Genomic DNA, 25,985 nt, shown 5'->3' on the forward strand with positions numbered 1-25,985 from the left:
CTCACGTTGGACGGAATTGTTTGAAAACGAAATCATGGTTGCAGCCTTAATTGACAGAGTAACGTTCCGATCGCACGTATTGAATATGAATGTGAAGGATTCCTATCGATTAGAACAGACACTAGCAAAAGCAACTTAAGTGATGGAACCTTGCCGTGCGCGCCTGTAAAATCTCCATTCGGGCTACGCCCTCCTTCCGATTTTACAGGCGCATATCTATACCAATAAGTGGCTCAATATTCTTCCAGCGTTTTCACCAACATGGCTCACTATTTTACTGGCGTTAGTGGATCAACTTTTTTCTGGCGAGTGGCTCACTATTTTCTTGACATTCGCACCCTAATCTTGAGATTGTTGTGTTTGAGTCTGTGAATTCTGTTGAGTCTGGTTCTTGAAGGTGGAAAAGACTTGCTCCATCCGATAAAATTGATCTTTCAACTGCCCTAATTCCATGGCTACCTCCATATCATATATCAGCCCGAACATCTTCAGCGGCTGGAGATTTTAATTCTTTGATACCTTCTTTACTATTACTCATTACAAATACCTCCCAAAAGTTTTATCGCCTCATATGGTATTGCCTTAATTGAATAAACGATGCTTGGTTATTAATGTAAAAATAACGCTAAAAATCCGACCCTTTTTTATATTAAGGGGTCGGATTTGCTGTTATAAATAACTAAGTTTTGTTAAAGCTTAAATTTCACAACAGCACTCATCAGTCTTTCTCCAAGCTGAGCTAAGGCTTCTGCAGATTGACTTACTGATACCATTGTGGCAGCTTGTTCCTCTGAAGTTGCAGCAACCTCTTGTGTACTGGCAGCGGCTTGCTGAGCAGTAACACCAATATTTTCGGCTGATTTGGCCGCTGCAGAGGTCCCACTTGCCATTTGCTGTGAGGCTTCTGTAATTAGCTGAATTTGTTCAACAACTTTGTTAACTTCTTCTACAATGGTTCGGAAGGAATTTCCGGCTAAATTAACTGCTTCAACCCCTGCAGCAACTTCAACCTTTCCTTTATCCATTACTCCAACAGCATGTTCCGCCTCCCGTTGGATATTTTCAATGAGAGTTGCGATCTCCACAGTGGAAGCTGAGGACTGTTCCGCCAATTTTCGTACTTCTTCAGCGACAACTGCAAAGCCTCGTCCTTGGTCTCCCGCCCTAGCGGCCTCAATCGCTGCATTAAGAGCTAATAAATTAGTCTGATCAGCAATTCCTCTGATCACGTCAACAATTTGCCCAATTTGTTTTGATTCATCACCCAACCGAGAAATTACTTCAGCTGACTGAGCTGAAACCTCCCGAACTGCTTCTATTTTTTGCACTGCATTTTCCGATTGAAGTGCTCCCAATTCTGCCGCCTGAGCTGTCTTTTCGCTACTTTGACTAACCGTCTCAGCATTTTCTGCGACTTGTTGAGCATTAGCCGACAATTGGTCAATGACTCTCACAATATCTCCTATTGAAACCGCTGTATTCGTTGAACCCGCTGCAACTTGACCAAGCGTTTCAGCAACTTGCTCACTTGATGCAGTAGCTTGTTCTGAGGCAGCCGACAATTCCTGACTGGTTGCAGCCACACTCTCTGACTGTGTTAGAACTTCTCCGATAACTGCTCTTAAAGATTGCACCATCTCACTGACAGCAATAGACAATATACCGATTTCGTCTTTATTCTTAATCTCCGGTACTTCAACGTTCAAGTCCCCATCTGCTACAGATTGTGCAACCTGTGTCACTGCAACAAGAGGGCGGCTTATATGTCGGGCAAGCATAATTGCTAAAACTGCCCCAACAATCAAAGCAAGTATCACGAAAATGATAAGAAGCCTAATTACAGAGTTTTTCGTAGTCTGAGCATGATGAGTAGCTTCTGCCCCCCCATCCTCCATATAGACCATCTGCGCTTCCATATCTTTAAGCAACTGATCAAAACTGGCCTTGCTTGTTTGAGTCAATATGGGTCTAGCCTCAACATCTTTACCTTCTTGAGTTAACAGCCAAACCTTCTCAGCATCCTCTATGTAGGCATTAAATGATTTTCTCATTTCCTCACTGCTTGCTATTCCATCAGCAGATGTTACATAGTTATTATACTCAGCAAAATCCAACTCCCATTTCGCTTTTGCTGTTACAAATTGGTTTTTATAGTCTAGAAAAGCTTGGGCATCTGAACGCATCAGAAATCCCCCCATAAGATAGCGTCGAGTATCTTCCGTATCTTCTATTACTACTGACAAGGCACTAGTTGCTTTCAGCCAGTGCCCCCCTAAATCTTCTGCTTCAAGATTGATCTTATAAACACCATAGTAACCCACGCCCCCTACAAGTAAGGTTAAAAGTAAGACTGCAAAAAAACCTGACAATAATTTGGTTCGAACTCCATAGCTTATATTAGACTTTTGTTTCACAAGCTTAGTTTCCATATCATCGCCTCATTTTCCTTTTATTCTAGATTAAATTACATTTCAACAAAAAAGGATAATATCCTCTATTCTTAAGCAAGTAAAAACAGTGTTTTTACTTGCTTAATTAAATTCACAATTAAAACAAATAATTAAGACACTAGTTCCTTCTTTCGCATTTGTACCTTAACATTAAAAAGGTGATTCCCTAGGGAACCACCTGCCACATTATGATTGTCGCTACATATCCCTCGATCTCTCATTCATCCTAAGGTAACTTCGTCTTGGAGCTACACTTTTGTAGGCTGGTCTAATAATCTTTCCACTGTTAGCGATTTCTTCGATGCGATGAGCACTCCAACCAACAATTCTAGAAATTGCAAAAATCGGTGTAAACATTTCCATTGGGATATTAAGCATTTTATATACAAAACCAGAGTAGAAATCGACATTGGCACTTACAGTCTTATACATTGTATTAAACTTGGCGATAACCTGAGGCGCTAAGGTCTCAACTTTGGCATAGAGATTAAATTCATCTTCCAGTCCCTTTTCTTGAGCCAGTTGAGAAACATAACCTTTGAGAATAACTGTCCTCGGATCCGATATTGAGTATACTGCATGCCCAATCCCATAGATTAAGCCAGTACGATCAAAGGCGTCCTTGGAGAGGATGCGGGTAAGGTATTGCTCTATCTCCTCGTCATCCTCCCAATCCTTTAATTTTTCTTTAATATCTTCAAACATTTGAACAACTTTAATATTGGCTCCTCCATGTCGCGGCCCTTTGAGCGCTCCAATTGCTGCCGCCATAGCAGAATAGGTATCCGTACCAGTAGAAGTAACAACATGAGTAACAAATGATGAGTTATTCCCTCCTCCATGCTCAGCATGAAGAACGAGAGCCAGATCCAGCAGTGTTGCCTCTAACTGAGTATAACTGCTATCCGGTCTCAACATAGCTAAGATGTTCTCAGCAATGCTTAAATCGGCCCGGGGACTATGGATATAAAGGCTTTGGCTTCCATGGTAATGGCTTAAGGCGTGATATCCGTAAACTGCCAAGGATGGAAAACAAGCAACCAGCCTTAGACATTGCTTTAAAACATTTTGCATAGATGTATCATCTGGATTTTCGTCAAAGGAATATAATGCTAAAACACTTCTTGCCAGCGTGTTCATAATATCTTTGCTTGGTGCCTTTAAGATAACATCGCGAGTGAAATCTTCCGGGAGTCTTTGATAAAGTGAAAGAAGTTGCTCAAATTCCTTTTGTGCGTTCGGATCTGGCAGATTTCCAAAAAGCAGCAAGTAGGCTGTCTCTTCAAACCCATAGCGATTATCTTCAATAAAACCTTTTACGATATCTCTGATGTCTATACCTCGATATATTAAACGTCCTGGGACAGAAACCTTTTCCCCTTCATCCATAATGTACGAATGGACCTCACCGATCTCTGTTAATCCAACAAGTACCCCTTTTCCATCTAAATCACGCAACCCCCGCTTTACTTCATATTTCCGATATAATTCAGGTTTAATAAAGCCACTTTCTTCAGCCATTCTGCTCAACTTGGTCAATGTATTCTCTTCAGACAAATTCATATTAACATAATTCATATAATCTCCCTTTCTAAACTTTTTTATATCTTAAGTGCCTATCGTAATATGTCATTGTTATAGTAGATTCTGTATTATAGTATACAAGGTTGTTCGCAATGCCTATTCTTAAATCATACCCTATGCCGCTTGAAATATAATCAACTTATACTTCCGCGTAAACTCTTCAGGTTCAGACAGCTTTCTTAATTGGAAAGCAAATGAATTTTTCCCTTAATTAATTAATATATATTAACAAAATAAGATATTCAAACTAAGGGGGCAAGCATGTCTTGGAACTTTAAAAATTGGAATTGGTCAGGCTCCGTCGTCACAATATCCACTCTGATCTTTGCCTTCGTTTCTCTAATTTCTGTATATATTTCTGTTACTACCTGGAAAATACAGCGTGAAGCGGCACGTCCATATTTGACTTTTATCGAATCTCCTTCACTCCATTTTACAAAGGAATCAAGTTTTGAATTTGAATTCAAATTTAAGAACGTTGGAACCCATCCAGCAACAACGCTTTCAAGCAGGACCATAGTTTTTGAGCAACAGTTGTTAGAAAACCCCATTCTTATTGACGATTATACCGTTGTAAATGATATTCCCAGGGATACAACCACAAGTTTACTTCTCAACCTCAAAGACAAAGTATTAGACGAAGCCAATATCCCTCCCCATTTTATCATCATTAGCTTAAGCTACGCTGATCCTATTGTTCATAAATCCTATAGCCAAACAATTTATCTTAAATGGGGTGGTGTTATTGCAGGAAGACAACAACCTCTAATTCACGTCGAAATCAGTGAGAAAGAAAACATTTTGAAGTATTTAGATACCCACCACTTACTTAAGTGACCTTAAATTAAGAAAAACCCCGACTATTGTCAAAGGTTTCAGCCAATTAAGCCTATAGATTGCAAAGCAAAGCTAGATCATGCCATTGGTTCCTCCCTTTCAACGCTTACGAAGTTAGCTGACGGATTCGGATTGAAAAGTAACCCTACCCTCGCAAATCTGAAAACACATTGCGAAGGATTCACCCCGAAATTGGTTTCTCCGCTTCAAAAATTGAATTAAGCGATAGAGAACTATATAGTTTTGATTTTCTTAGAATAAATTAAATTTTACCATACTTTATTCGATCTAGTCAATTTCGAGATTTAGATCTTCTGTCTATCTTTAGGCAGAAGATCTTATATCCCAAATGAATTGCGTAAAAGATCCGGACGTAAGACCCCAGCATGAAAAGAACGACCGCTATTCAAGTTACATAACCACACCTCGGCAGGGCTAAATACTAAGGGATCAATGTTATAGAAATCCCCATATTCCTCAAAGATTTCTATAAAAGGCCGTTCATATTCCCGAGAAAAACAGAACGGAATTTGATTTACTAACGAATCTAAAGTTTCATCATTATCTTTAAGATTATAAAGTACTGTAGAACCATAAAGGATCCCATCATTTGACCTTCCTAAAGCATTGAGGTTACTGCCTGCAACAGGCGGAAGCGGACAAGTTCCCCAGCCAGAATCTATCCTTTCTAAATCATAACCCAGTACAGCAAGCTTAGATAAACCCGTTTCCAAGGCCCGTGCAGCTATCTGGACTGAACCCGCCAGAGACGCGGTTGGGGCTGCCAAAATATAGAGATCCTTAGGCTCACACCCTAATTCTTCTACTAAGTATTGGACTGCCGCCACAGTTGGGAGCTCCTCACTTTCCAGACATATAACAGCCGTCTTCGAATAATCTTCGTAGCCATTCCTGTCATACAGACTGCCCTGATGAATAATGGCACGCCCTGGTCCGGAACCCATTGCGGTTAAATCGCCATTTTTGATAGGCCAGCCAGCATATTGAGACGCCAAGCAAGCTTGAACTGGATGAGCTGTAACAACCTCTACCGTGGGCCAGCGAAACCCGCTAAAGTCTAACCAATGTATTTTAACCTGTGCCAACCCGCCGAGGCAGACTGCAGCAAACAAGACGCCAGCTTCCCAGCTGCCTTGCACTTGAACTCCGCAGTCTATTACAGTTACCTCATTTTGCTTTTTTACTCCAACCCTCAGAAGTTTGCTCTTTAGGATAAATTCGTTAACTAAAGGAAATGCTTGGCGGTTTGGACTTAGTTTGGATTGTTGTGCATTTGGAAAAGACATGCTATTCTTCCTTTTCTATCATTCTCTTAACATGTCTTTATCTTATCCTTTTTCAGTATGTCTTATATAAATTTACCCTCTCCAAATTATCAGTTGTTCTCGAATTATACTGAAGGACTCTTAATAAAATACGTTAACTCATTCATTAAATCTATATAAATTTCTTTATCTAAATATTGCCCATTGCAATCAAACACAAGTCTCACAAGTGGACGCGTCGGGAAATTAGTCGGCACGGCAACAACTACACCTATTTCCCCAGTATTTAAGGTTACTAAGGTATCTTTAGGATATAGATTTAAGGAATTACGAAATGCAGTGACAACTATTGGATTAAAATCCTTTTCCATGGTTAAAATCACTTCAAGAGCATGATAAGGTGGAAGTGCTTTACGATAAGGTCGATCTGCCGTTAGGGCATCATAAACATCTGCTATTGCAATAATTTGGGCATCAAGGAGGATTCGGGATCCACTAAGTCCATCGGGATATCCATCACCACTCCAACGTTCATGATGCAGTCTTACCGAATTTAATATAATTGGTGAAAGATCTGTATTATGCAGCATTTTCTCTCCCTCAATAGGGTGCCGCTTAATAATGATTAATTCTTTTTCACTCAATAAACCAGGCTTATTTAAAATTTCACAGGGTACTTTAATCTTCCCAATATCATGGAGGATTGCCCCCATTGCCAGATACCTTAAACGTTGCCCTCGATAGCCTAATCCTCTTGCAATTATTGTAGAGAGAATAGCAACATTAACTGCATGTACAAAAGTACAGTAGTCATGCTCTTTTAAACTAGCCAAATCTACTCGCAGAGAGTCATTATCTATGTACATCCATTTACCGTTAATCTCCTCAATAATCAACTCTATAAGAACCATCGTTTGGGCTATTTGCTCCGATGTAATTAGCCCTGTATCATGATAGATACTCCATATTGAACCTACAATGTCCAAATAAAGATCTCTGGAAAAAGTCTTTAACTCAGTACCAGATGAATTGACATGATCTTTCTCAGATATTAAAGTGTAAACCTCGCTTCTTACCAATCGTTCCCTAATCCTATCTGTTATTAGCTGCCCTCTTGTTAATAAAAGAAGACCACTGGTATCAAACAAGTCCACGGGTGCTAGTTTTTGTAAAAACAATCCTGGTGGTAATTTTTCAAGAACTACATTCATCGAATACCTCCAGATCCATGCAAAGCGTACATTATAATACTTAAAATTTATTTTCTGCTACAACAAGCTATTAGTCCCTGCATTGTGCTTTATCCCAAGCTCGCTCCTGCTAAAGTTTCCTGAACAGTTTTAAGCAAAATATTTAAGTCCAGAGGTTTGCTTAAGAAATTTTGCACACCAAAACATCGCGCGAGGTCCTCCAAATCAGTTTCTGCACTTATCATAATTACTGGAATATCCTTAGCATGATCATCCTGACTAAGTCGAGACAATACTTGAAGCCCTGTCATTGCCGGCATTCTTTGATCTAATAGAATAAGAGATGGGCGGTTTAATGAGATGGCATGATTCAAACATTCCGACCCGCTTGCCACTGCTTTTACGTTATAGCCTGATTCCTCTAAAACCTTATGAATAAGAAGTCTGACCCCGAATTGGTCATCGACAACTAAAATATATCCCGACAATTTTGCTTCCTCCTATCTATCAAATATTCATTATTTAACTTCTAGACTCATTATCGCAATATATTACAGACTACTAATTTCATATTGTATAACTATATGTCGCCTTTTTCAACATAATTAAGTACACACAGTCGGTAAGATGTTTCTGATGACTAACATAAAATTGGATGGAGAGGTGATAGTGTGTCTAACAACATACAAGAGGTTGCTGGAAAAAATATACGCTTATTCCGCCAGACAAGGGGCCTCACACAAGAAAAACTTGCTGAACTGGTTAACGTCAGTAGTTCCTATATAGGTTATCTGGAACGTGGCCTTAGGGCTCCTTCACTAGACCTATTAGCAAGAATAGGCACCGCCCTAGAAGTTGAACCTACCGTTTTGCTCTATACTGCTTCAGAAGATTCCGACCCAACACTCAAAAAGCTCAATGCTCTCTTGGCTGGAAAAAATTCTAAATCAATTAATTTCCTCTATGAAGTTGCTATGGCCTATTTCGTTTCTACCAGTGAGTCGGCTTGAGCACTTATGCTTCCCTTTTGTTATAATTCTTATTATCTTAAGCGAAGTCACTTTACAACTTATGCTTCCGGAAAGTATCTGACAAGATGTTACTTTCTAACCGGCAAACAAAAAACCCCGGTTTTTTAACCGGGGCCTCCAATATCATGACTAGTCCCATTTAGGGTTCAATTCACCATCAGACGTTGAAATAATTCCGTATAAATCAGGTCGACGATCTCGAAAAATTCCCCACTCAAGTCGCTGCGTTTCTAGCTGTTCCAAGTCAAAATCAGCAACAAGCACGGTTTCTTCTGTACGGCCAGCTTCAATAACTTTATTCCCTTGCGGACCCGCAATGAAGGAAGATCCATAGAACGTGATATTGGAATCATCGTCCTCCTCAACTCCGATTCTGTTAGAAGCAATCACGGGAATTAGGTTTGCTGCTGCATGCCCAAGCATACAGGTCTGCCAATGTTCTTTGGAGTCAATCAATCCATCTTGAGGCTCTGAACCAATAGCTGTTGGATAAAAAAGCAACTCGGCACCCATCAGAGCCATACATCGGGCAGCTTCGGGATACCATTGATCCCAGCAGACTCCGACACCAATTTTGCCAAAACGCGTATTCCAGACTTTAAAACCTGTATCTCCTGGATTAAAATAGAACTTTTCTTCATACCCCGGGCCATCTGGAATATGACTCTTGCGATACTTTCCCAGCACCTCTCCATTAGCATCAATGACAGCCAGAGAGTTATAACGCGCATAGTTTTTTTTCTCATAGAAGCTGATCGGCAACACAAGCTGAAGCTCTTCAGCTACCTTTTTAAAGTGCTTTACCGCTTGATTCTGCTCTAGTTCTGTGGCGTACGTATAATACTTAGATTTTTCTTTTTGACAGAAATATGGGGTTTCAAACAACTCTTGCAACAAGATAATCTGAGCACCCTTTGCAGCGGCTTCCCTTACTAAGACGTCCGCCTTAGCAATGTTTTCTTCGATACTCTCAGTACAACTCATCTGAGTAGCCGCAACTTTGACGTTTCTCACATTTGATTCCTCCTCACTGGCATCTGTTGAGTTGCACAATGAACATTTCCACCCTCTCGAATAAGCCCCATTCCATTAACTGGACGGATCCGCCTCTGAGGAAATGTTTGGCTCAACATTTGTACCGCTAACTCATCAGCCTCTTTTGCCTTTCCCCCAAAAATCGGCAAAATAATTCCTTCATTAACAAAGTAAAAGTTTAAATAACTCAAGGTTAATCGTTCATTAGAAACTGGATCATACATTTTAGGAGGTTGTTGAATAGGTATAATTTCAAAGGACCTTCCTTTGGCGTCTGTCTCCTTTTTTAAAATTTCAACATTCTCTTTGGTAATCCTATAATTTTCATCCTTAGGATCTTCACAAATCTGAAGCAGGATTTTACCCGGAGCTGCAAAACAGGCAAGATTATCTACATGACCATCAGTCTCATCCCCATCTAGGCCTTTTTTTAACCAGATCACTTTCTGGATATTGAGAAATCTCTTTAACTCAACTTCAATCTGTTCTCTTGTTAAATCAGGGTTTCGATTAAGATTTAAGAGGCACTGCTCCGTAGTCAGCAGTGTACCTTCTCCGTCCACATGGAAGGAGCCTCCTTCCATAACCAGAGGGGCATCAAATCGTTTTACTCCGACATGATTTAAGATTTTCGAGGCTACAAGATCGTCTAAATCCCACGGGGAGTATTTGCCGCCCCAAGCATTAAACTTCCAATTGACCCCCGCCACATCCCCGCCATCACGGACAAGAAATGTAGGTCCATTATCCCTCAGCCACGCATCATTATGCTCAATAGCCAAGAGTTCAATCTGTTCACCATGAAATAAGCTTGAAAGCTTCCCCAAATCCTCTGAACTCACCACCACCGTTACCGGCTCAAATTCAGCTATTGCTTGAATAATCTCTGTATAGCCCTTGCAAACAGCATCATAATCCTCAGGGTAACACATAGAAGCCTTTATTGGCCATGAAATAAAGGTACGCGCATGCTTGATCCACTCCGGCGGCATCTTATAGTTTGATTTAATTGGATACATTTATAATCCCTCATATTCTAAATTTGTAACTTTAGCATTCTGCCTCAACACTATACTGAATATAGCCTTTACAACCCGGTTTTGGCAATACTATTTTCAGAATCATAATACATAATTCCTCCTGCCGTCTCAGGTATCACAAATATAATGAAGTTTCCGGTCAAAATTACGCATAGAGCTTTATACATATTTTCACTCATATTAGGCAATTTATCCGCACTTAAAAACTATCAAGCATTATAAATGCTAATCTAATACACCTTTTGATACAAATGCCAGACTCATATCAAAAAAGCACCTACAGGCTAAACACTCTTTTGAAGTGTCCAGTCTATAGGCACCGATTAATTTTCTTACGTACGCTTTTGATTCAAGTGTATTGATCGTTTATTTACCGAGTCTCTTGTGAATCAGTCATTCTTATCTTTGCAATGAATTTTCCGGTTTAACGTTTTGAGTTTCAGATTTATGATTAACTGAAAGAGTCATATAGCATAATCCATACCCTAAAACCGAAAAACAGATAGCAGTTAGCAAAAAATCTAATCCTTCCATACGAGCCCCTCCCTTTCAATTAACCATATTTAAAACGGTAACGAAATGTTTGATAACTTTGAGCAACAGCATGTACCACTGAGCGGCAACGTCCACGTCTAGACTTACCGCTCAGTTATCCAACTACCGTCATGGATCAGGCCTTGATACCAGACTCGTTGGAACAACTCCCCCTTTTAAGGAAGTTCTCTATATATATTCTAAACTAATTGTCTTGAATATATATAAACAATTTATTAACAAATTATAAACTATTTTCTCCTAATCAATGTTACATTTGTCTCCTATATATAGCAAAGAAATCCCCAATTGATTCATGCACTGCACAAACCTCAATTGAGGATTTCTTTGCTCAAACGACTTATAATCTTTCATACTCACCATTTGCATTTAGATATTGGATATCAATACATCCATAGTACTCCCCATACATATCAAGCGGATCAAATCCACTCTTGCGAGTACAATCATCTGAATATCCGATATAGTAGACTTCTTGATCGTGGTCTCGCATACGGAATATATACTGCGGTTCAGATTCAAACTTCTTAATAAGCTGATTGAATTCCTCTGTACCCTTTTTAGCCTCTGAGCTGAAGTACTCAGTGAAATTCTTCTTTTCAAGGCAATTTTCAGTAATTTTGAACATAAAAACAACCCTTTCATTTACAATTCGATTCCTAAGGTAATTTCGAAAAATCAAATCACTAACAGAAACAACCATGTCTTTCAATATCCCAGGTTTCTATGCTAAGCTTAGCTAAGACCATTTATCATAACACGTTATACTAAGTCAGGCTGACATAATTAATTAGAACTTGCTAATTTATCGAAAAGCCTAGATTTTTCAAGGGTTTACGGGTAGTTTTGCGTAATATGTGCATGGAAAAACATCCTTTGGCGTCAAAAACCGTGCACAGGGAGTTAAAAACGATGTAGCGTAAACCAAATGTTACAGTCAGACTCGGCCGGGCTTGTACCAAGAATCTTACGCGCGTAAGATTCTTGGTACAAGCCGAGGAGAAGCCTCCCACCCTTGTCGGGATAGCCCAAAGTCAGAGTTGGATATTGGGGCGGAAAAATTGTGTAATATTCTAGTTGCCTAAGTAGGAAAAAGGGGGTTCGTTTGCAAACCCTAATTATATAATAACAAAATTTTTAGCCGCTTCCAACTCTATTTCAACACAAATTGAGTCGATCTTCCGACATACAACTGCGTACCTCGGAAAAACATGCCTTGCTCTTTTGAAATCCCCAACCTACACTTCGTTAAGAACGAAAACACTGGTTCTCATTAAACTAGAAAATCAAATAATGAAGGGAGACTATTATATGCTTCACGGCGAAAACGGACGTGATGGCGACTTCGGAGAAAAACCAACTAAGAGAAATAATAAAACCATCTTTAGTATCGTTATCACAGCTTTCTTGGGCCTGCTAAATTTCAGTAAACTTGCTGTAATTGCCAAGCTCCTCTTTGGGCTTCTAAAGGCGTCTAAATTTGCAGGAACCTTTATAAGTATGGGATTGACAGTCGTTCTGTATGCCCAAATATATGGTTGGTTATTTGCAGTGGGTTTTGTTGCCGTCATTTTCGTTCACGAGATGGGTCATTACATTACGAGTAAAAAACTTGGGCTAGACGTATCTGCTCCAACGTTCATTCCTTTTCTTGGTGCTTTCATAAAAATGAAGAGTATGCCCAAAAGTGTCCGTGAAGAGGCAATAACAGCTATTGGCGGTCCAGTAGCGGGGGCGTTTATCACGTTTGTTTGCTTGGGGCTATATTATCTAATGAGTAATCCCTATTGGGCAGGATTAGCCTATCTTAGCGCTTTCATAAATCTCTTTAATCTCCTCCCCTTCGGCTCCTTAGACGGGGGTAGAATTTCAAAGGCGATTTCCCCCTTTATTTGGTTGATAGGACTAGTTATGGCTCTCTTTCTCATTTGGAAACTGCATGCCTATATACTGCTGATTATCTTATTCTTTGGGGTTTACGAAGTCATCACCATGTATCGGCAAAAATCAGTGACTACTCAATATTTGAGCGTGGCGCCTAGTTTCAGGTTAAAGATTGGGTTCTCCTATCTTATGCTGATCGCTGTTTTAGCTTTTTTAATGATGTATTCGTTAGATATCTCTAAGACATTTACTGACTCGCTTCACATCCGATAACCCATTAACCGAAGCTCATCAGTTGCTGCCCAATCCACTCCTTCCTTGGATAGGGCGACTCCATAATCCTGCTTAGCCTTGCTCGCAGAAATAACTCCATTTAAGAAGTCTTGCCATACACTCTCAGTGGCTCTCCGCCAAGGATCTCCCCACCCTCCTCCACCTGAGGAAACTACTGTAAGTACTGTCCCCTTCGGCAACAAACGCGCACTTTCTTTACTCGCCAGAGAAATTTTTTCTCCATCTACTGTTGCCAATTCAACACGGTTTAAACTTCCAGGCTGCCCTGAAGCTGTACCGAACGGAGGAACCTTCATCCCATCCCCAAACATCACAATATTTGTGGGTTCACCATTAAACTGTATGCTATAACGAATTCCTGGTCCCCCGCGCCACATTCCGGCTCCTGCGCTATCCATTTCGATTTCATGGCACAAGGTTAAATGTGGGTATTGGATTTCATTAGCTTCTATGTTTGGTGCACGAACTCCTCCATAGTTCGACAATGGAGCCATATAAGGATAACCATCCCTTCCCGCTATCCCCCCGCCTGAACCCAAGGCACAAAAAGCAAATCCCACATAAAATTCTTGATTGCGAGGGTCGATTCCATAAAACGATGGACCGCAATAACGTCCAAAACCAGCAGGCAATCGCTCACCTGCTACGGAGTCTAATGCTTGGAATATAGCACTAATGATTTCACTTGCCGGAGTCAGTGTACTTAACGTTACTGGCGCCGGTTCATGTGGATTAACTAAACTGCCCTTAGGTAAAAGAACCTTAATCGCTCGAAAAGCTCCACTATTTCGAGGAATATCAGGACCAAGCGCCCAAAGCGCACCAATCCAAGCAGCAGTAGTACTTGTTACCAATGCTGAGTTGACAAAGCCTTTGACTTGAGGATCAGTGCCCTCAAAATCCAGCATCATTTCCTCTCCTTTAATCTTAACTGTCACCTTGATTTTAATGGGATTTGTTTGAAATCCATCATCATCTACCCACTCTACGCCCGTATAATCACCATCTGGCATACCCCTAATTGCTTGACGCGTGAGTCTTTCGGCATGATCCAGAAGATATCCCACTGCCCCTTTTATCCTAGTCGGAGAGTAGTTATAGAGCAACTCTCTTAAACGAACAACTCCAATCTTGTTAGCACCTATTTGGGCCCATAAATCATTTTGAAGCATGTGCGGATTTCTGACATTTTGAGTGATCAGATCCATAACCTCATTAAAGACCTGCCCTTTGCTTACAAGTTTAATCGGCGGAATGCGCAGTCCTTCCTGAAAAATCTCAGTTGCTTTGGCGTTATAACTACCAGCAACAGATCCTCCAATATCTCCGTGATGGGCCCTGCTGACACAGTAGAAAAGGACCTTTCCCTCCACAACTAACGGGGTGATAATACCGATATCCGGGAGATGGTTTCCTCCTTGATAAGGATCATTGATGATAAAGACATCTCCCTCTTCAACTTGCCCCGAGTATTTACGAATCACTTCTTTAATGCTAAACGTGCCAGCGGCAGCTAAAATCGGTATGCCATTAATCTGAGAGACTAAATCTCCATCCCCGTTACATATGCCACAGGCAAAATCACAGGCCTCCGCAAAGATAGGTGAACGAGACGACCGCTCTAAGGCATAGCCCATTTCTTTAGTAATCGTATCCAAACGGTTAGCAATCACTGCCCGTTCAATAACTTCATCCAACTTGGCATTCATAGTTAACGTCCATCCTTTCCTATCTTAATAATCAAATTTCTTACCTGATCAAGTTCAGCCTGCCAATTTTCTTCTATTAAAATCGTTGTGAACTCTTTTATTATTAAAGCGGGACCCTGCAAATGCATTCCCATCTCTAAATCTTGCCAACGGAAAATCTTAACTTCCTGAAAAGCCCCCTGTAAATAGACTAAGCGTACTTCATTTGCTTTTGATAAGGTTGAACTCTTTTCATATCTTTGAATATCCTTAGTGTTGCCCCAACCAGCTCTTAGTCCTAATCTGCTCTGAAGTGATCTCTCCTTCTCCTGAGCCAACAACCGAAGATTAACCAGTATCAGAGACTTCTCCAGCTGACTATAACCATATAGTCTCTGGTGAGCTTCATGAAACCCCTTATCTAACTGTTGCCAAACTTCTTGATCAGTTGCATCGCCCACTATGGCAACGTTAATTTCATGATGTTGATCGGGGTACTTTAAATCAGCCGACCAAACATATTCGCGTTGATCTGCACACACCCCTAACCGAGACAACTCTCGATTCGCCTGAGATTGCAACTCTAGTATGACTTGGTTCCAACTTGGACCAGGCACTTCTCCTAACACTTCATAGAGGCTGCGCAAGACTTCAACCTGAAAACGAGCGTGATGTAATCCTTGAGCACAAAAAACAGGTGCCAGTTCCGGAACCACAACTTGTTGTATCCCAACTCTCTCTGCTAAGGCAGTCGCAAACAGAGGCAGCGCTCCACCAACAGCCGCTAAAACAAAGGAACGAGGATCATACCCCTTTTTAACAGTCATTAAATACACCGCATCCGCCATTAATGAAAGTGCGACTTGATAAATAGCATAGGCTGCTTCTGGAACAGATAAACCTAAAGGGAGAGCAACCTTCTTTTCAACAGCCTCACAGGCTAATTCTATATCCAATGGCATGCGTCCGCCTAAAAAATTCGAACCATCCAGTAACCCCATGATTAAAGCTGCATCCGTAATCGTCGGCTCTTGACCTCCTAGTCCGTAACAAGCCGGCCCCGGATTAGCACCTGCTGAATGCGGACCAACCCGAAGCATTCCGCCCTTGTCCAACCAAGCAATACTTCCCCCGCCTGCCCCAACAGTATGGATATCTAACATCGGAATTTGGACAGGGTATCCAGCGATCTCCGCCTGAGAAGTCACCTCCATTTTACCTTGCCTGATTAAGGAAACATCAAAGCTGGTCCCTCCCATATCTCCCACCACTAATTCAGAAAATTCCTGTTCACGGGCCAGAGCCCACCCTCCCTTTACTCCTCCGGCCGGACCGGAAAAAAGAGTGTGCACGCCTCGCTTACTAGCTTGTATCAGATCAGTTAGACCACCATTATTTTGGGCAATTAAAATGGGTACTTGAAGACCCTTATCACGCAAATAAGACCTTAGATCTTGTAAATAGTTACTCAAGACAGGGCTTAAACGTGCATTTAATACCGTCGTCGTGGTCCGTTCGTATTCTCCCAGTTGAGAAGAGAGTTCGGATGAAAGTGTAACGAAAACTTCAGGTAAAAACGCTTGCAAATGCTCCTTAAACACTAATTCATGCTCTGGATTACGACAAGCAAAGAGCAAACAAACTGCCACAGATTCTACTCCTTCTTGACGCAAAAACTCGGCAATTTCCTTTATTTGTGCTCTATCTGCTGTTTTGATCGACACACCCTGGTAATCCATTCTTTCTCGTAAGCCAATACGCAGATGACGGGGGACAAGAACTGGAGGCAACGCAACACGAAAATCCCATTGCTCCGCCAAACGAGAACGCCGCAATTCTAAAGCATCTCTAAACCCCTCCGTAGTTATTAGAGCAGTTTTTGCTCCCTGCCCCTGAAGCAAGGCGTTAATCCCAACCGTGGTTCCAAGAATGAATTTATCAGTTAGCCCAAGAAATTCTTCTAGAGATAAGTCAAACCCCTTCCCCAGCTCAGTCAAGCCCCGTATAATTGGTTCCAGAGGATTTTCATGACTTGAAGAAACTTTCGCTGTGAAAGTAGCTCCCTGTCGATCCCGAACAATAAAATCTGCAAACGTTCCGCCTACGTCAACTGCAATTTCGAACATGGTATCCCTCTTCTTTCAATAACTTAAAGCTTATTATTAGGGTAAAAGTGTCAATATCCCTCTCATAAATGATTGTTCTTAGAAAGGACCTCTTCATCTTTATACCTTCTCTATAGTCCGAAAGTTCCCATGAAACGTCGAATTTGCTGTTGCACTTCAGCCGACATTTCTACTGTAGGTGCAAACCCTTCAAGTGGCTTAGTTGCATCAATCCCCATCTTAGCAGTGCGGCTTAAGTTATCACTTGAGGGATCAAGAGTGCATCCCATACCCATATGCTGAGGTATGATGGTCACGCCCCTGTCTGCTTGAAGTCGGGTTGCCATGGCCCATAGAACCTGCCGTTCATCGAAGACGTCTACGTCTTCATCCACCACGACCACCATTTTAAGATTATGGTCTACTGAAAAAGCAGTAAAGATAGCTTGCTGAGCCTGCCCCTCTGCAATCTTCTTCATAGAAATATAACAGTGAAATAATCCACAGGCAGAGATTGGCGCATGAACACCCTTAACATTTGGAAGGGTTCTGTTCAAGGCATTTAGTACATCCCCCTCACGTTGCACTCCCACAATTGTAATATGTTCCGAACTCATACCGGGTGTAATGTCCTGAAACAAGGGTTTTGTACGATATTGAATCCCCTTAACTTTAAACACGTTTTCTGTACTGCGATAACACGCATAATTAGTGAACTCTGCAAAGGGACCTTCGGATTCTCGTTCTCCTGCTACAATTTCCCCTTCAATGACCACCTCAGCATAGGCCGGAACCATCAGATCCACGGTCTTACAGCGAGCAACCTCCAGAGGAGCCCCGAATAACCCCCCCATGGCTGCGAATTTACCAAGATCGTAGGGAATTAAGGCCATCGACCCCATAGAAATATTCGGATGAATACCCAGGACAATAGTCGCTTCCAGCGATTTTCCCAGTTCTTCTGAGCGGCGAAAATACTCCCATAAGCGTTGGCGAGAGTGGAGACTAATCCCCAACTTATCTTTCCCTTTAAGTTGCATCCGGTGATAACCTGCAGTATCTGCACCTGTCAAGGGATCTTTGGCAATGACCAATCCCGCAGTAATGTAGGGTCCAGCATCAATAGGAAAGTGCGTCAAGATAGGAAGTTTATACAAATCAACTTCTGAGCCTACAAAAGCATTCTCTCGAAACGGAGCTTCATCCACCTCCACTGGTTCAATCCGCTGATTAATTCGTTTGGAAAATTCAGCAGCCAGATCGTTAGGATGAACACCCATCGCTAAAGCCAAACGCTCGCGAGGAGCTAGAACATTTGTCACAACCGAAATATCATGCCCTTTAACATTCTCAAAAATAGTTAACGGATAACGTCGGGCCTTCTCTAATTCCATAATCAAGGTACTAATTTCATATCTCGGGTCAATCTCTTTTTTGACATGAACAACCTCCAAGGGATTTTGCTGCTTGACTCGTTCAATAAACGACCTCAAATCTTGCTCCAACATTTACGCCTCCTAAAAAATAATTGCCCCTTAATTTCACGGCCCTATTGAGTTAATCCACTTTTTCGCAATCCATCAACAAGCACTTCAGTAAATAATGCAAGCTTATCGGACATCTGAGGATCTGTCTTCTGAATCGATAACACCTCCGAAACATAGTTCAAAAAATTAGTTCTAATCTTTGCAACTGCTTATAAAGAAAAAAGACGATAGAAAAAGCCCACAGTCATATAGACTGGGGGCTTTGCCATCGTCCACCAAAGCCTGATCAAAACAGGCTCACCTTAATTACAGGCAGGTCTTCTGGCTCAAAGATCATCATTACCGTACGCCTTCCCAGCCGAAACCAGTGGCCAGTGTACGGAACTCCCTTCTTACAGTGGTGGGTCCGCTCAGGATTAAAACCTGATTCCCTATTCTCCCTATTGGGCACCTGTAATCGTTATTGACCAACCCAGTAATTATCGGGTTGCAACATTTATAACCGTTTCGACGTCTAATCTTTATTTCCTGCTAATCAACAAATTTTTTGTTATATTCCATGTTAATGTCGATGTTTGTTTACCGATGTAATAACTGTTGTAAAGTAATCGAACAGTATACACATAAGAATAGAGGAAAATTTCGTAAAATGAAGAATTGTGTATAAGTAGAATATCTTTTCGCCTGAAAGGATTGATAAAAACATTGCTCTACATTGGCTCGAGATCAATCAATCAAACTGCTGTTTCAACTGTGATCCGACTTATATTAATACTCGTGTTTTCTTTAATCATTTCATTAATTATTACCCCAAAATGGGAGACATCCTTTGCAATAATTCATACAGTATTTGAAGTTTTTTGCATACTAATTGCATTTTCATCTTTTTTTATCATTTGGTTTGTTAGCAAAATTCAGAAATTAAATCTAATACTAGGATTCGGTTTTTTAGGGGTTGGAATTCTCGATGCCTTCCATACCTTTTACTGGCAAGGTCTAGGATTCTATCCGACTGGTTATTACGATCTATCTGCAAAATATTGGTTAGCTGGTCGATTTTTTGAAGCACTCTCCTTAATTCTAAGTACGACTTCAATTAGCAGGTCAATAAGCAGATATAAAGGAGTCACTTTTACACTTTTTCTCTCATTTTTTATAGGATTCATTTTTTTATATACCCCTCACACGTTTCCAACATTGATTACACCCGAAGGGGTAACGCCCCTTAAAATCGTGATTGAGTATATAATAATAATTATGTTTATTTGCTTTTTATACAGATTATTAACGGGCCACCTTCAAGAGGATATCGTAACCAAAAAATATTTGTTGCTTGCAATTCTTGTAGCTATTCCTGCGGAATTATGTTTCACCGTGTTTACAACAATTACAAATTTCTATAATGTACTTGGACATGTCTTAAAAGTGGTTTATTATTGCTTTTTTTTACAAGCGATCTTCGCCGGTTATATTCTATTTCCTTACAAGGAACTTCAGCTGTCTAATGAACGATTCCATAAAGTTTTTCGGTATAGCCCCGTCTCAAAGTCGATTCTAACGATCAAAGATGGATTGTACATTGATGTCAATGACATGTGGCTTCAAACAACAGGCTATACTAGAGAGGAAATTATCGGTTTTACAGTGAACGAATTGGGTTTATATCTGGGCGATGTTATAAAAAAAAGCCACGTAGAACTTCAACGAGGAAATGAAGTTCTCACAAATCAAAAATATCTTTTTCAAACCAAGAATGGTATCATTAGAGAAGGATTGTTCTCTACACAAAAGATTATGCTTCAAGAAGAACCCTGCATACTGATAGTTATGATCGACATAACAGATCAAGTACGCAATGAAAACGAACTGCTGAGACTCGACAGACTGAATCTTATTGGACAAATGGCGGCAGGTATAGGACATGAGGTACGTAACCCTATGACTACAGTTAGGGGCTTCCTTCAAATCCTAAGCGAAAAAATAGAATGCAGTAAGTATCAGGACTATTATGCCATGATGATCGAAGAACTCGATCGTGCTAATTCAATCATCACAGACTTTCTTTCCTTATCTAGTAATAAACCCTCCAATGCTCAGTTTTATAACTTAAACAAGATTATTGACGACCTCTTTCCGTTACTTCAAGCGGATGCCTTAAACGCGGATCATAGTATTCTGTGGGAGAAGTTGCCTGTCAGTGATCTGAAAATTGACAGAAATGAAATCCACCAACTAATTATTAACTTAGTGCGAAACGGAATTGAAGCTATGAAAATGGGGGGACGAGTTACAATCCGGACTTTTTCAGATGGTGATGAAACCGTCCTAGCCATTAAAGATGAAGGCACAGGAATAGGACCAGAAATTCTCGATAAAATTGGGACTCCTTTCTTAACCACAAAGGAACAAGGGACAGGCCTAGGGTTAGCAACATGTTATAGTATCGCAGAAAGAAATAACGCAAGGATAGATCTTAATACCAGCTCTGCTGGAACAACATTCTTTGTTAGATTTAAAACAGTAAGTGAGGCATAATAAGTATCTTACTTCCCATATAAATTTCCCCGGCATATTAATTAAAATAAAATGATTGTAAAATTTCATATTTTTTTCATAGGACAGTCGAAAAAGGTTTGAAACCTGCTTGTACTGTCCTATAAAATTCACAAGGCCTTTAGTCCTATTTATGATGAACTAAAGCTAAATTCATCAAATGCTGTTGATTTTTATGGTATAATCTACATAACTTCATAAAAGAAAGGGTGGCCCTTCTGAAAAAGCTCATTTTATCTGTCATAACTTCGCTTGCATTTGCCTTATGCACGCCTTTTATAACCCAAGCAAGCCCCTTGGCTTTCTCAACTGAACGTATTGCCGGACAAGACAGAGTTGAAACTGCTCTTAAAATATCTCAAAAAGGATGGGACTCAGCTCTAACGGTTATTTTATGTGAATACAACGACTATCCAGATTCTATCGCAGCAACCCCCTTTGCTGTAAACTTAAATGCACCCATCTTACTTACTAAAGGAGACTCGATTGACCCACGCGTTGTCAAAGAACTACAACGATTATCACCGGATAAAGTCATTCTTCTGGGCGGTACTGCTTGTCTACAGCCTGCAATTGAAAAGGAACTTGAAGGTCTGTCACTGCAATGGGATCGAATTGGAGGAATAGATCGTTATGAAACGTCGGTTCTTCTTGCCAAGCAATTATTTAGTGATTCTATGATTCTTGCCAATGGCGATAATTTCCCTGATGCTTTATCAGCAGCAACTTTTGCTGGTATAAAGCAAATCCCTATCATCCTTACATCAACCACTCTTCCTGCTTCTGTCATTCAATACTATCAAGAAACTGCACCAAAGCACTTGTTTGTTATTGGAGGCGAAGTCGTTGTTCCTACTAAAGAATTAACCAAGAATAACTTTACCATTGAAACCCGTTTAGGGGGCTACGATCGTTACGAGACAAACGCCAAAGTCGTTTCGTTTATGAAAGATACCTACCATTCCAATGACCTTTTCTTAGCATCTGGCATCACATTTCCAGACGCTGTAGCCGGAACCGTTCTTGCTTCAAAGTCTAATGCACCCCTTTTACTTACAGAAAAAGACGATATTCCACCCGCGGTTTATAGCATCATGCGCGAACATATGAAAGTTGAACCCCCAACCCAGGACTCAAACCCAAGCAATGGTACTAATAGTTCTCTAAATCAAGGAAAAGTCACTGCTTCTGGGGGCTTAAACCTTAGAGAGACTCCCTCCTCCACGGGGAACGTGCTTATCACCATTCCAGCAGCGGCGACTATCGACCTAATCGAAAAGCAGGACCAATGGTATAAAACGACTTATCAATCGAAAACGGGTTGGGTTTCTGCTGATTATCTAACCGTAACATCAAAAATGGGAGTCATCAGCGCCTCAGGAGGCTTAAACCTAAGAGACACGCCCTCTTCCAGCGGAAGCATGCTTGTTACCATACCGAAAGATACATCCGTTGAGCTTATTGATCAACAAGGTCAATGGTACAAGACAACCTATCAATCTAAAACAGGATGGATTTCTGCTGATTATGTAACACTTTCACAGACAAATGCCGAAAAACCTACGACACCTGCTACGCCCATAAATTTAAGTGTCAATGGCCAAGTTTACATTTTAGGTGGAACCGGTATTATTGGCTCTTACGCTCAAACTATTATTGAAGGAAAAGTTTCATCAAAATATACGGACAATCTTAAAACTTTCCCTTCTCTCCCCTCAGAAATCAAACAACCAACTGATCCCTCAAGAGGGGACGATGACATCACCCCTCCTGCTGATAATCCTCCCCCTGTGACAACCTATGATCCTTCAAAGGAAGTTCTCATCAATCCTTTTGAGGGAATCCCCGCCCAAGCGTTATCGGGTAAAACGATCATGATAGACCCCGGACACGGCGGACCGGATAAGGGAGCAAGCGGCCCAACCCCAACTTATGAAAAAAACAACACCTTAGCTATCGCCATGGCCTTAAACGATACCTTAAAACAGGCTGGAGCAACCGTTATCTTTACTCGAGACAGGGATGTCTCCCTCTGTACAAACACACCCTACTCAGAAGTTGAGGACCTCCAAGGACGAGTAAATTTAGCCAATCAATCGAAGGCAGACTTGTTTATAAGCATTCATAATGATGCGAGTCTTAACACAAATGTACAAGGCACTTCAACCTATTATTCTGAAGATAATCCTAAGCAATATGAGAGTCAACATCTTGCAGTTAGCATTCAATCTGCTGTTATCGACACTATCAAAACGAACAACCGCGGACCGAAACAATCAGGTTTTTATGTTTTGCGCAATACGACTATGCCTTCAATCTTGCTTGAAACAGCCTTCATATCTAATCCCTATGAAGAAGCAAGATTACAAAATCCGACCTTCCAAAAGAATGTTGCCGGTGCCATCTTTATTGGTATCTATAACTATTATAAAAACCCCCTGCCTGAAGCTTAAGCTGTTAAACAGTTTATAGACTCTTTCAAGCAAATTTCCCGCCTCGAGGCTACGATGACGAGAGCTTCCCAATTTCGTATATCCCTTATAAAAAGAACGTGGTGTCTCGCATTAACTTGCGTAACACCACGTTCTTTTTATTCTTCATGAGTAGGCGCTATTTTTATGACTATTATTTTGGGGTTACTCCCTAGATCTTCCGCTTCAATGCACCGCATTACTTACTGATCTTTTGCCGGGACAGGCCCTCGCGAAAGAGCAATCTTACCAGTGCGGACTATTTCAATAATGCCATGATCATCTTCTAAGACTTGGCAGAGGGCATCAATCTTTGTCTCATCCCCTGAAAGTTCGATAACCATCGTTTCTCTGTTAACATCAACGATACTTGCTCGAAAAATCTCCACTATATTAATGATATCTGAACGTGTAGCAGCACTTGCCTTGACCTTAATCAAGGCTAATTCTCGTTGAATTGACTCTACTGCAGTAAGATCACTGATTTTTATAACATCTATTAATTTTGACAACTGATTAACAACTTGTTCCTGTTCGATTTCATTCCCCTCAACCACAATCGTAATTCTGGTGGTATCTGGTTCTTCAGTGTAACCAGCCGCGATACTTTCAATATTAAAAGCTCTTCGGCTAATAAGTCCGGAAATATGGGTTAAAACTCCAGGTTTATTTTCTACTAATACAGCAAGTGTATGCTTCATTCCTCTGCTCCTCCCATCATCATCTGATCTAGACATGCACCTGCCGGAACCATAGGCAATACATCTAACACTTCCGGGATCCGAATGTCCACGACCACCGGACCAGGAATCGCCAACGCTTGTTCCAGAACTTTTTCCAGCTCCTCAGGCTTAGTCACTCTCAAACCAGCTACACCCATCGCTTCAGCCAATTTAACAAAATCAGTCGTTGAGCCTTTTAAACTCGTATGGGAATAGCGTCCGCCGTAAAACATTCTCTGCCATTGAGCAACCATTCCTAAACACTGATTATTAAAGATAAGGACTTTAACCGGGAAATTATACTCTGCAACAGCTGCTAACTCCTGACAATTCATCATGATTCCACCATCACCGACGAAGAGGATAACTGGTCTATCCGGCAAACCACATTGGGCACCTAAAGCAGCCGGCAGACCATAGCCCATCGTCCCAAGCCCTCCTGACGTGAGCAATGAGCGGGGATTTTTAAAGCCGTAGAATTGTGCAACCCACATCTGGTGTTGGCCTACGTCCGTAACAATTACAGCATCACCTTGAGTCAACCGACTAACTTTTTCGACAACTGCTTGCGGCATAACAACATCTGGGCCTTGTTCGTAGGTCAAAGGCTTTTCTTGATGCCAGTTACGCACTTTCTCCAGCCAAGGTCGAACTTGCTCTGTTAGCTCGGCAGAGACATCCTTAACTCGTTGAGACAGGGCTGGAATTGACCATCTCATATCCCCGACTATGCGCAAGTGTGCTAAAACATTTTTATTGATTTCGGCCGGATCGATGTCAAAATGGATAATTTTAGCTTTCGCAGCAAACTCACTCAGGAGCCCAGTCACTCTGTCATCAAAACGAACCCCAATTCCAATAAGCAAATCACATTCCGTTGTAGCCATATTCGCTGCATAAGTTCCATGCATTCCAACCATGCCTAAGAATTGAGGATGTTCATTGGGTACACATCCTAAGCCCATCAATGTTGAAATAACCGGAAACCCGCTCTGTTCGATTAAAGCTTTTAACTCCTCAGATGAATCAGATAGATTGACCCCGCCTCCAACAAAAATTAGAGGCTTCCGTGCTAACTTCATTTCAGCAAAGACCTTATCGATCATTTCAGAATCGCCTTCACACACAGGGCGATAGCCACGCAACTTAACCTCATTGGGATATTGGTAATCAAAAGAAGCTGCAAAGACATCTTTAGCAATATCAACAACCACAGGGCCCGGTCTTCCTGTTCGCGCAATATGAAAGGCTTCTTTAAGTGCTCCTGGTAAATCCTCAACCTTCTTTACCAAATAATTGTGTTTAGTAATAGGGGTTGTGATGCCCCGAATGTCTGCTTCTTGAAAGGAATCTCTGCCAATCAGAGGAACTGAAACTTGACCCGTAATAGCCACTAAAGGAATAGAATCCATATAGGCTGTTGCAATTCCGGTTATGAGATTTGTTGCCCCCGGTCCGGAGGTTGCGATAACAACTCCGACTTTACCCGTAGCTCTTGCATAACCGTCAGCCGCATGGACCGATCCTTGCTCATGTTTAGTGAGTATATGCCTAAAGTCAGCTTGGTACAAAGCATCATAAAGCGTCAGCACTGCCCCGCCGGGATAGCCGAACACCACATCAACGTTTTCATTTTTTAGGGATTGTATAATTGCCTCTGCTCCTGTCATTATCAAATCAGTAACCCTCACTTTCTTTTCTCTATAACAACCTATTATTGCGAACCGAATATTCTAAATCCACAATGACTTAGAACAACCTTACCTTGGAATA

At 41.1% G+C, this 25,985-nt stretch carries 20 protein-coding genes and 2 riboswitches; of the genes, 6 read left to right on the forward strand and 14 right to left on the reverse strand.

The genetic code is table 11. The features are described from left to right. Positions 1–16 precede the first annotated feature (16 nt). On the forward strand, positions 17–139 hold the full coding sequence (locus BUB11_RS29105; protein WP_282434017.1) for a hypothetical protein: 123 nt from the start codon (positions 17–19) through the stop codon (positions 137–139). 550 nt (positions 140–689) lie between these two features. Here the strand turns inward: BUB11_RS29105 and BUB11_RS16630 are convergent. Then, a complete protein-coding gene (locus tag BUB11_RS16630) occupies positions 690–2,429 on the reverse strand; it encodes a methyl-accepting chemotaxis protein (protein WP_073030889.1) in 1,740 nt (579 codons plus the stop codon). 219 nt (positions 2,430–2,648) lie between these two features. Next, a complete protein-coding gene (locus BUB11_RS16635; RefSeq protein ID WP_073030890.1) occupies positions 2,649–4,028 on the reverse strand; it encodes a citrate/2-methylcitrate synthase in 1,380 nt (459 codons plus the stop codon). Between the two features lie 267 nt (positions 4,029–4,295). Between BUB11_RS16635 and BUB11_RS16640 the strand changes: the two genes are divergently transcribed. Then, positions 4,296–4,871: a hypothetical protein gene (locus tag BUB11_RS16640; RefSeq protein ID WP_073030891.1), complete on the forward strand. Its 576-nt coding sequence runs from the start codon at positions 4,296–4,298 to the stop codon at positions 4,869–4,871. 87 nt (positions 4,872–4,958) lie between these two features. Next, positions 4,959–5,106, reverse strand: a riboswitch (cyclic di-AMP (ydaO/yuaA leader). A gap of 103 nt (positions 5,107–5,209) precedes the next feature. Here the strand turns inward: BUB11_RS16640 and mch are convergent. The 3 genes from mch to BUB11_RS16655 all read right to left on the reverse strand — a co-directional run bounded on the left by mch (position 5,210) and on the right by BUB11_RS16655 (position 7,835). Then, positions 5,210–6,178: a methenyltetrahydromethanopterin cyclohydrolase gene (mch, locus tag BUB11_RS16645; protein WP_073030892.1), complete on the reverse strand. Its 969-nt coding sequence runs from the start codon at positions 6,176–6,178 to the stop codon at positions 5,210–5,212. A 104-nt stretch (positions 6,179–6,282) separates the two neighbouring features. Then, positions 6,283–7,368: an HD-GYP domain-containing protein gene (locus BUB11_RS16650; RefSeq protein WP_073030893.1), complete on the reverse strand. Its 1,086-nt coding sequence runs from the start codon at positions 7,366–7,368 to the stop codon at positions 6,283–6,285. A gap of 89 nt (positions 7,369–7,457) precedes the next feature. Then, positions 7,458–7,835 carry a response regulator gene (locus BUB11_RS16655; protein WP_073030894.1) on the reverse strand — a complete coding sequence of 126 codons (378 nt, stop codon included), beginning with the start codon at positions 7,833–7,835 and terminating at the stop codon, positions 7,458–7,460. A gap of 183 nt (positions 7,836–8,018) precedes the next feature. On the opposite strand from BUB11_RS16655, the gene BUB11_RS16660 reads away from it, so the two are divergent. Further along, on the forward strand, positions 8,019–8,357 hold the full coding sequence (locus BUB11_RS16660) for a helix-turn-helix domain-containing protein (RefSeq protein WP_073030895.1): 339 nt from the start codon (positions 8,019–8,021) through the stop codon (positions 8,355–8,357). A gap of 150 nt (positions 8,358–8,507) precedes the next feature. Here BUB11_RS16660 and aguB read toward each other — a convergent pair whose 3' ends face one another. The 4 genes from aguB to BUB11_RS16675 form a co-directional block, all read right to left on the reverse strand. Further along, positions 8,508–9,392, reverse strand: a complete 885-nt coding sequence (aguB, locus tag BUB11_RS16665; protein ID WP_073030896.1) for an N-carbamoylputrescine amidase — start codon at positions 9,390–9,392, stop codon at positions 8,508–8,510. Beyond that, positions 9,389–10,432, reverse strand: a complete 1,044-nt coding sequence (locus BUB11_RS16670; protein ID WP_073030897.1) for an agmatine deiminase family protein — start codon at positions 10,430–10,432, stop codon at positions 9,389–9,391. Before BUB11_RS16670 ends, aguB begins: the two co-directional genes overlap by 4 nt. A 420-nt stretch (positions 10,433–10,852) precedes the next feature. Continuing rightward, positions 10,853–10,987, reverse strand: coding sequence for a hypothetical protein (locus tag BUB11_RS28820; protein WP_282434015.1), 135 nt, complete (start codon positions 10,985–10,987; stop codon positions 10,853–10,855). Positions 10,988–11,348: 361 nt separating this feature from the next. Next, positions 11,349–11,636: a hypothetical protein gene (locus BUB11_RS16675; RefSeq protein WP_073031002.1), complete on the reverse strand. Its 288-nt coding sequence runs from the start codon at positions 11,634–11,636 to the stop codon at positions 11,349–11,351. A 683-nt stretch (positions 11,637–12,319) separates the two neighbouring features. Here BUB11_RS16675 and BUB11_RS16680 point away from each other — a divergent pair. Then, positions 12,320–13,165, forward strand: coding sequence for a site-2 protease family protein (locus BUB11_RS16680; protein ID WP_073030898.1), 846 nt, complete (start codon positions 12,320–12,322; stop codon positions 13,163–13,165). Here the strand turns inward: BUB11_RS16680 and BUB11_RS16685 are convergent. The 3 genes from BUB11_RS16685 to BUB11_RS16695 all read right to left on the reverse strand — a co-directional run bounded on the left by BUB11_RS16685 (position 13,153) and on the right by BUB11_RS16695 (position 18,487). Then, positions 13,153–14,895: a hydantoinase B/oxoprolinase family protein gene (locus tag BUB11_RS16685; protein WP_073030899.1), complete on the reverse strand. Its 1,743-nt coding sequence runs from the start codon at positions 14,893–14,895 to the stop codon at positions 13,153–13,155. The two genes, BUB11_RS16680 and BUB11_RS16685, sit on opposite strands and share 13 nt — an antisense overlap. Positions 14,896–14,897: 2 nt before the next feature. Next, positions 14,898–17,000 (reverse strand): hydantoinase/oxoprolinase family protein, encoded by a 2,103-nt coding sequence (locus BUB11_RS16690; RefSeq protein ID WP_073030900.1) that lies wholly within the window; start codon positions 16,998–17,000, stop codon positions 14,898–14,900. Positions 17,001–17,110: 110 nt separating this feature from the next. Beyond that, a complete protein-coding gene (locus BUB11_RS16695) occupies positions 17,111–18,487 on the reverse strand; it encodes a UbiD family decarboxylase (RefSeq protein WP_242947580.1) in 1,377 nt (458 codons plus the stop codon). Between the two features lie 273 nt (positions 18,488–18,760). Continuing rightward, positions 18,761–18,936: riboswitch (cobalamin riboswitch) on the reverse strand. A gap of 307 nt (positions 18,937–19,243) precedes the next feature. On the opposite strand from BUB11_RS16695, the gene BUB11_RS16700 reads away from it, so the two are divergent. Continuing rightward, a complete protein-coding gene (locus BUB11_RS16700) occupies positions 19,244–21,001 on the forward strand; it encodes an MASE3 domain-containing protein (protein ID WP_242947586.1) in 1,758 nt (585 codons plus the stop codon). A gap of 227 nt (positions 21,002–21,228) precedes the next feature. Continuing rightward, positions 21,229–23,472, forward strand: coding sequence for an N-acetylmuramoyl-L-alanine amidase (locus BUB11_RS16705; protein WP_200797941.1), 2,244 nt, complete (start codon positions 21,229–21,231; stop codon positions 23,470–23,472). A 221-nt stretch (positions 23,473–23,693) separates the two neighbouring features. On the opposite strand, the gene ilvN is transcribed toward BUB11_RS16705, so the two are convergent. Then, on the reverse strand, positions 23,694–24,191 hold the full coding sequence (gene ilvN / locus BUB11_RS16710; RefSeq protein ID WP_073030902.1) for an acetolactate synthase small subunit: 498 nt from the start codon (positions 24,189–24,191) through the stop codon (positions 23,694–23,696). Next, positions 24,188–25,888, reverse strand: a complete 1,701-nt coding sequence (gene ilvB / locus BUB11_RS16715) for a biosynthetic-type acetolactate synthase large subunit (protein ID WP_073030903.1) — start codon at positions 25,886–25,888, stop codon at positions 24,188–24,190. Before ilvB ends, ilvN begins: the two co-directional genes overlap by 4 nt. Between the last annotated feature and the right edge of the window lie 97 nt (positions 25,889–25,985).

Origin of the sequence: Desulfosporosinus lacus DSM 15449 (assembly GCF_900129935.1) — a bacterium.
GTDB classification, from domain to species: domain Bacteria; phylum Bacillota; class Desulfitobacteriia; order Desulfitobacteriales; family Desulfitobacteriaceae; genus Desulfosporosinus; species Desulfosporosinus lacus.

Coding starts and splice junctions, on each gene's coding strand:
- mch (WP_073030892.1), bottom strand. CDS start 6,178: ATGTCTTTTCCAAATGCACAACAATCCAAACTAAGTCCAAACCGCCAA.
- BUB11_RS16675 (WP_073031002.1), bottom strand. CDS start 11,636: ATGTTCAAAATTACTGAAAATTGCCTTGAAAAGAAGAATTTCACTGAG.
- BUB11_RS16695 (WP_242947580.1), bottom strand. CDS start 18,487: ATGTTGGAGCAAGATTTGAGGTCGTTTATTGAACGAGTCAAGCAGCAA.
- BUB11_RS16635 (WP_073030890.1), bottom strand. CDS start 4,028: ATGAATTATGTTAATATGAATTTGTCTGAAGAGAATACATTGACCAAG.
- BUB11_RS16640 (WP_073030891.1), top strand. CDS start 4,296: ATGTCTTGGAACTTTAAAAATTGGAATTGGTCAGGCTCCGTCGTCACA.
- BUB11_RS16630 (WP_073030889.1), bottom strand. CDS start 2,429: ATGGAAACTAAGCTTGTGAAACAAAAGTCTAATATAAGCTATGGAGTT.
- ilvN (WP_073030902.1), bottom strand. CDS start 24,191: ATGAAGCATACACTTGCTGTATTAGTAGAAAATAAACCTGGAGTTTTA.
- BUB11_RS16670 (WP_073030897.1), bottom strand. CDS start 10,432: ATGTATCCAATTAAATCAAACTATAAGATGCCGCCGGAGTGGATCAAG.
- BUB11_RS16650 (WP_073030893.1), bottom strand. CDS start 7,368: ATGAATGTAGTTCTTGAAAAATTACCACCAGGATTGTTTTTACAAAAA.
- BUB11_RS16680 (WP_073030898.1), top strand. CDS start 12,320: ATGCTTCACGGCGAAAACGGACGTGATGGCGACTTCGGAGAAAAACCA.
- BUB11_RS16690 (WP_073030900.1), bottom strand. CDS start 17,000: ATGTTCGAAATTGCAGTTGACGTAGGCGGAACGTTTGCAGATTTTATT.
- BUB11_RS16685 (WP_073030899.1), bottom strand. CDS start 14,895: ATGAATGCCAAGTTGGATGAAGTTATTGAACGGGCAGTGATTGCTAAC.
- BUB11_RS28820 (WP_282434015.1), bottom strand. CDS start 10,987: ATGGAAGGATTAGATTTTTTGCTAACTGCTATCTGTTTTTCGGTTTTA.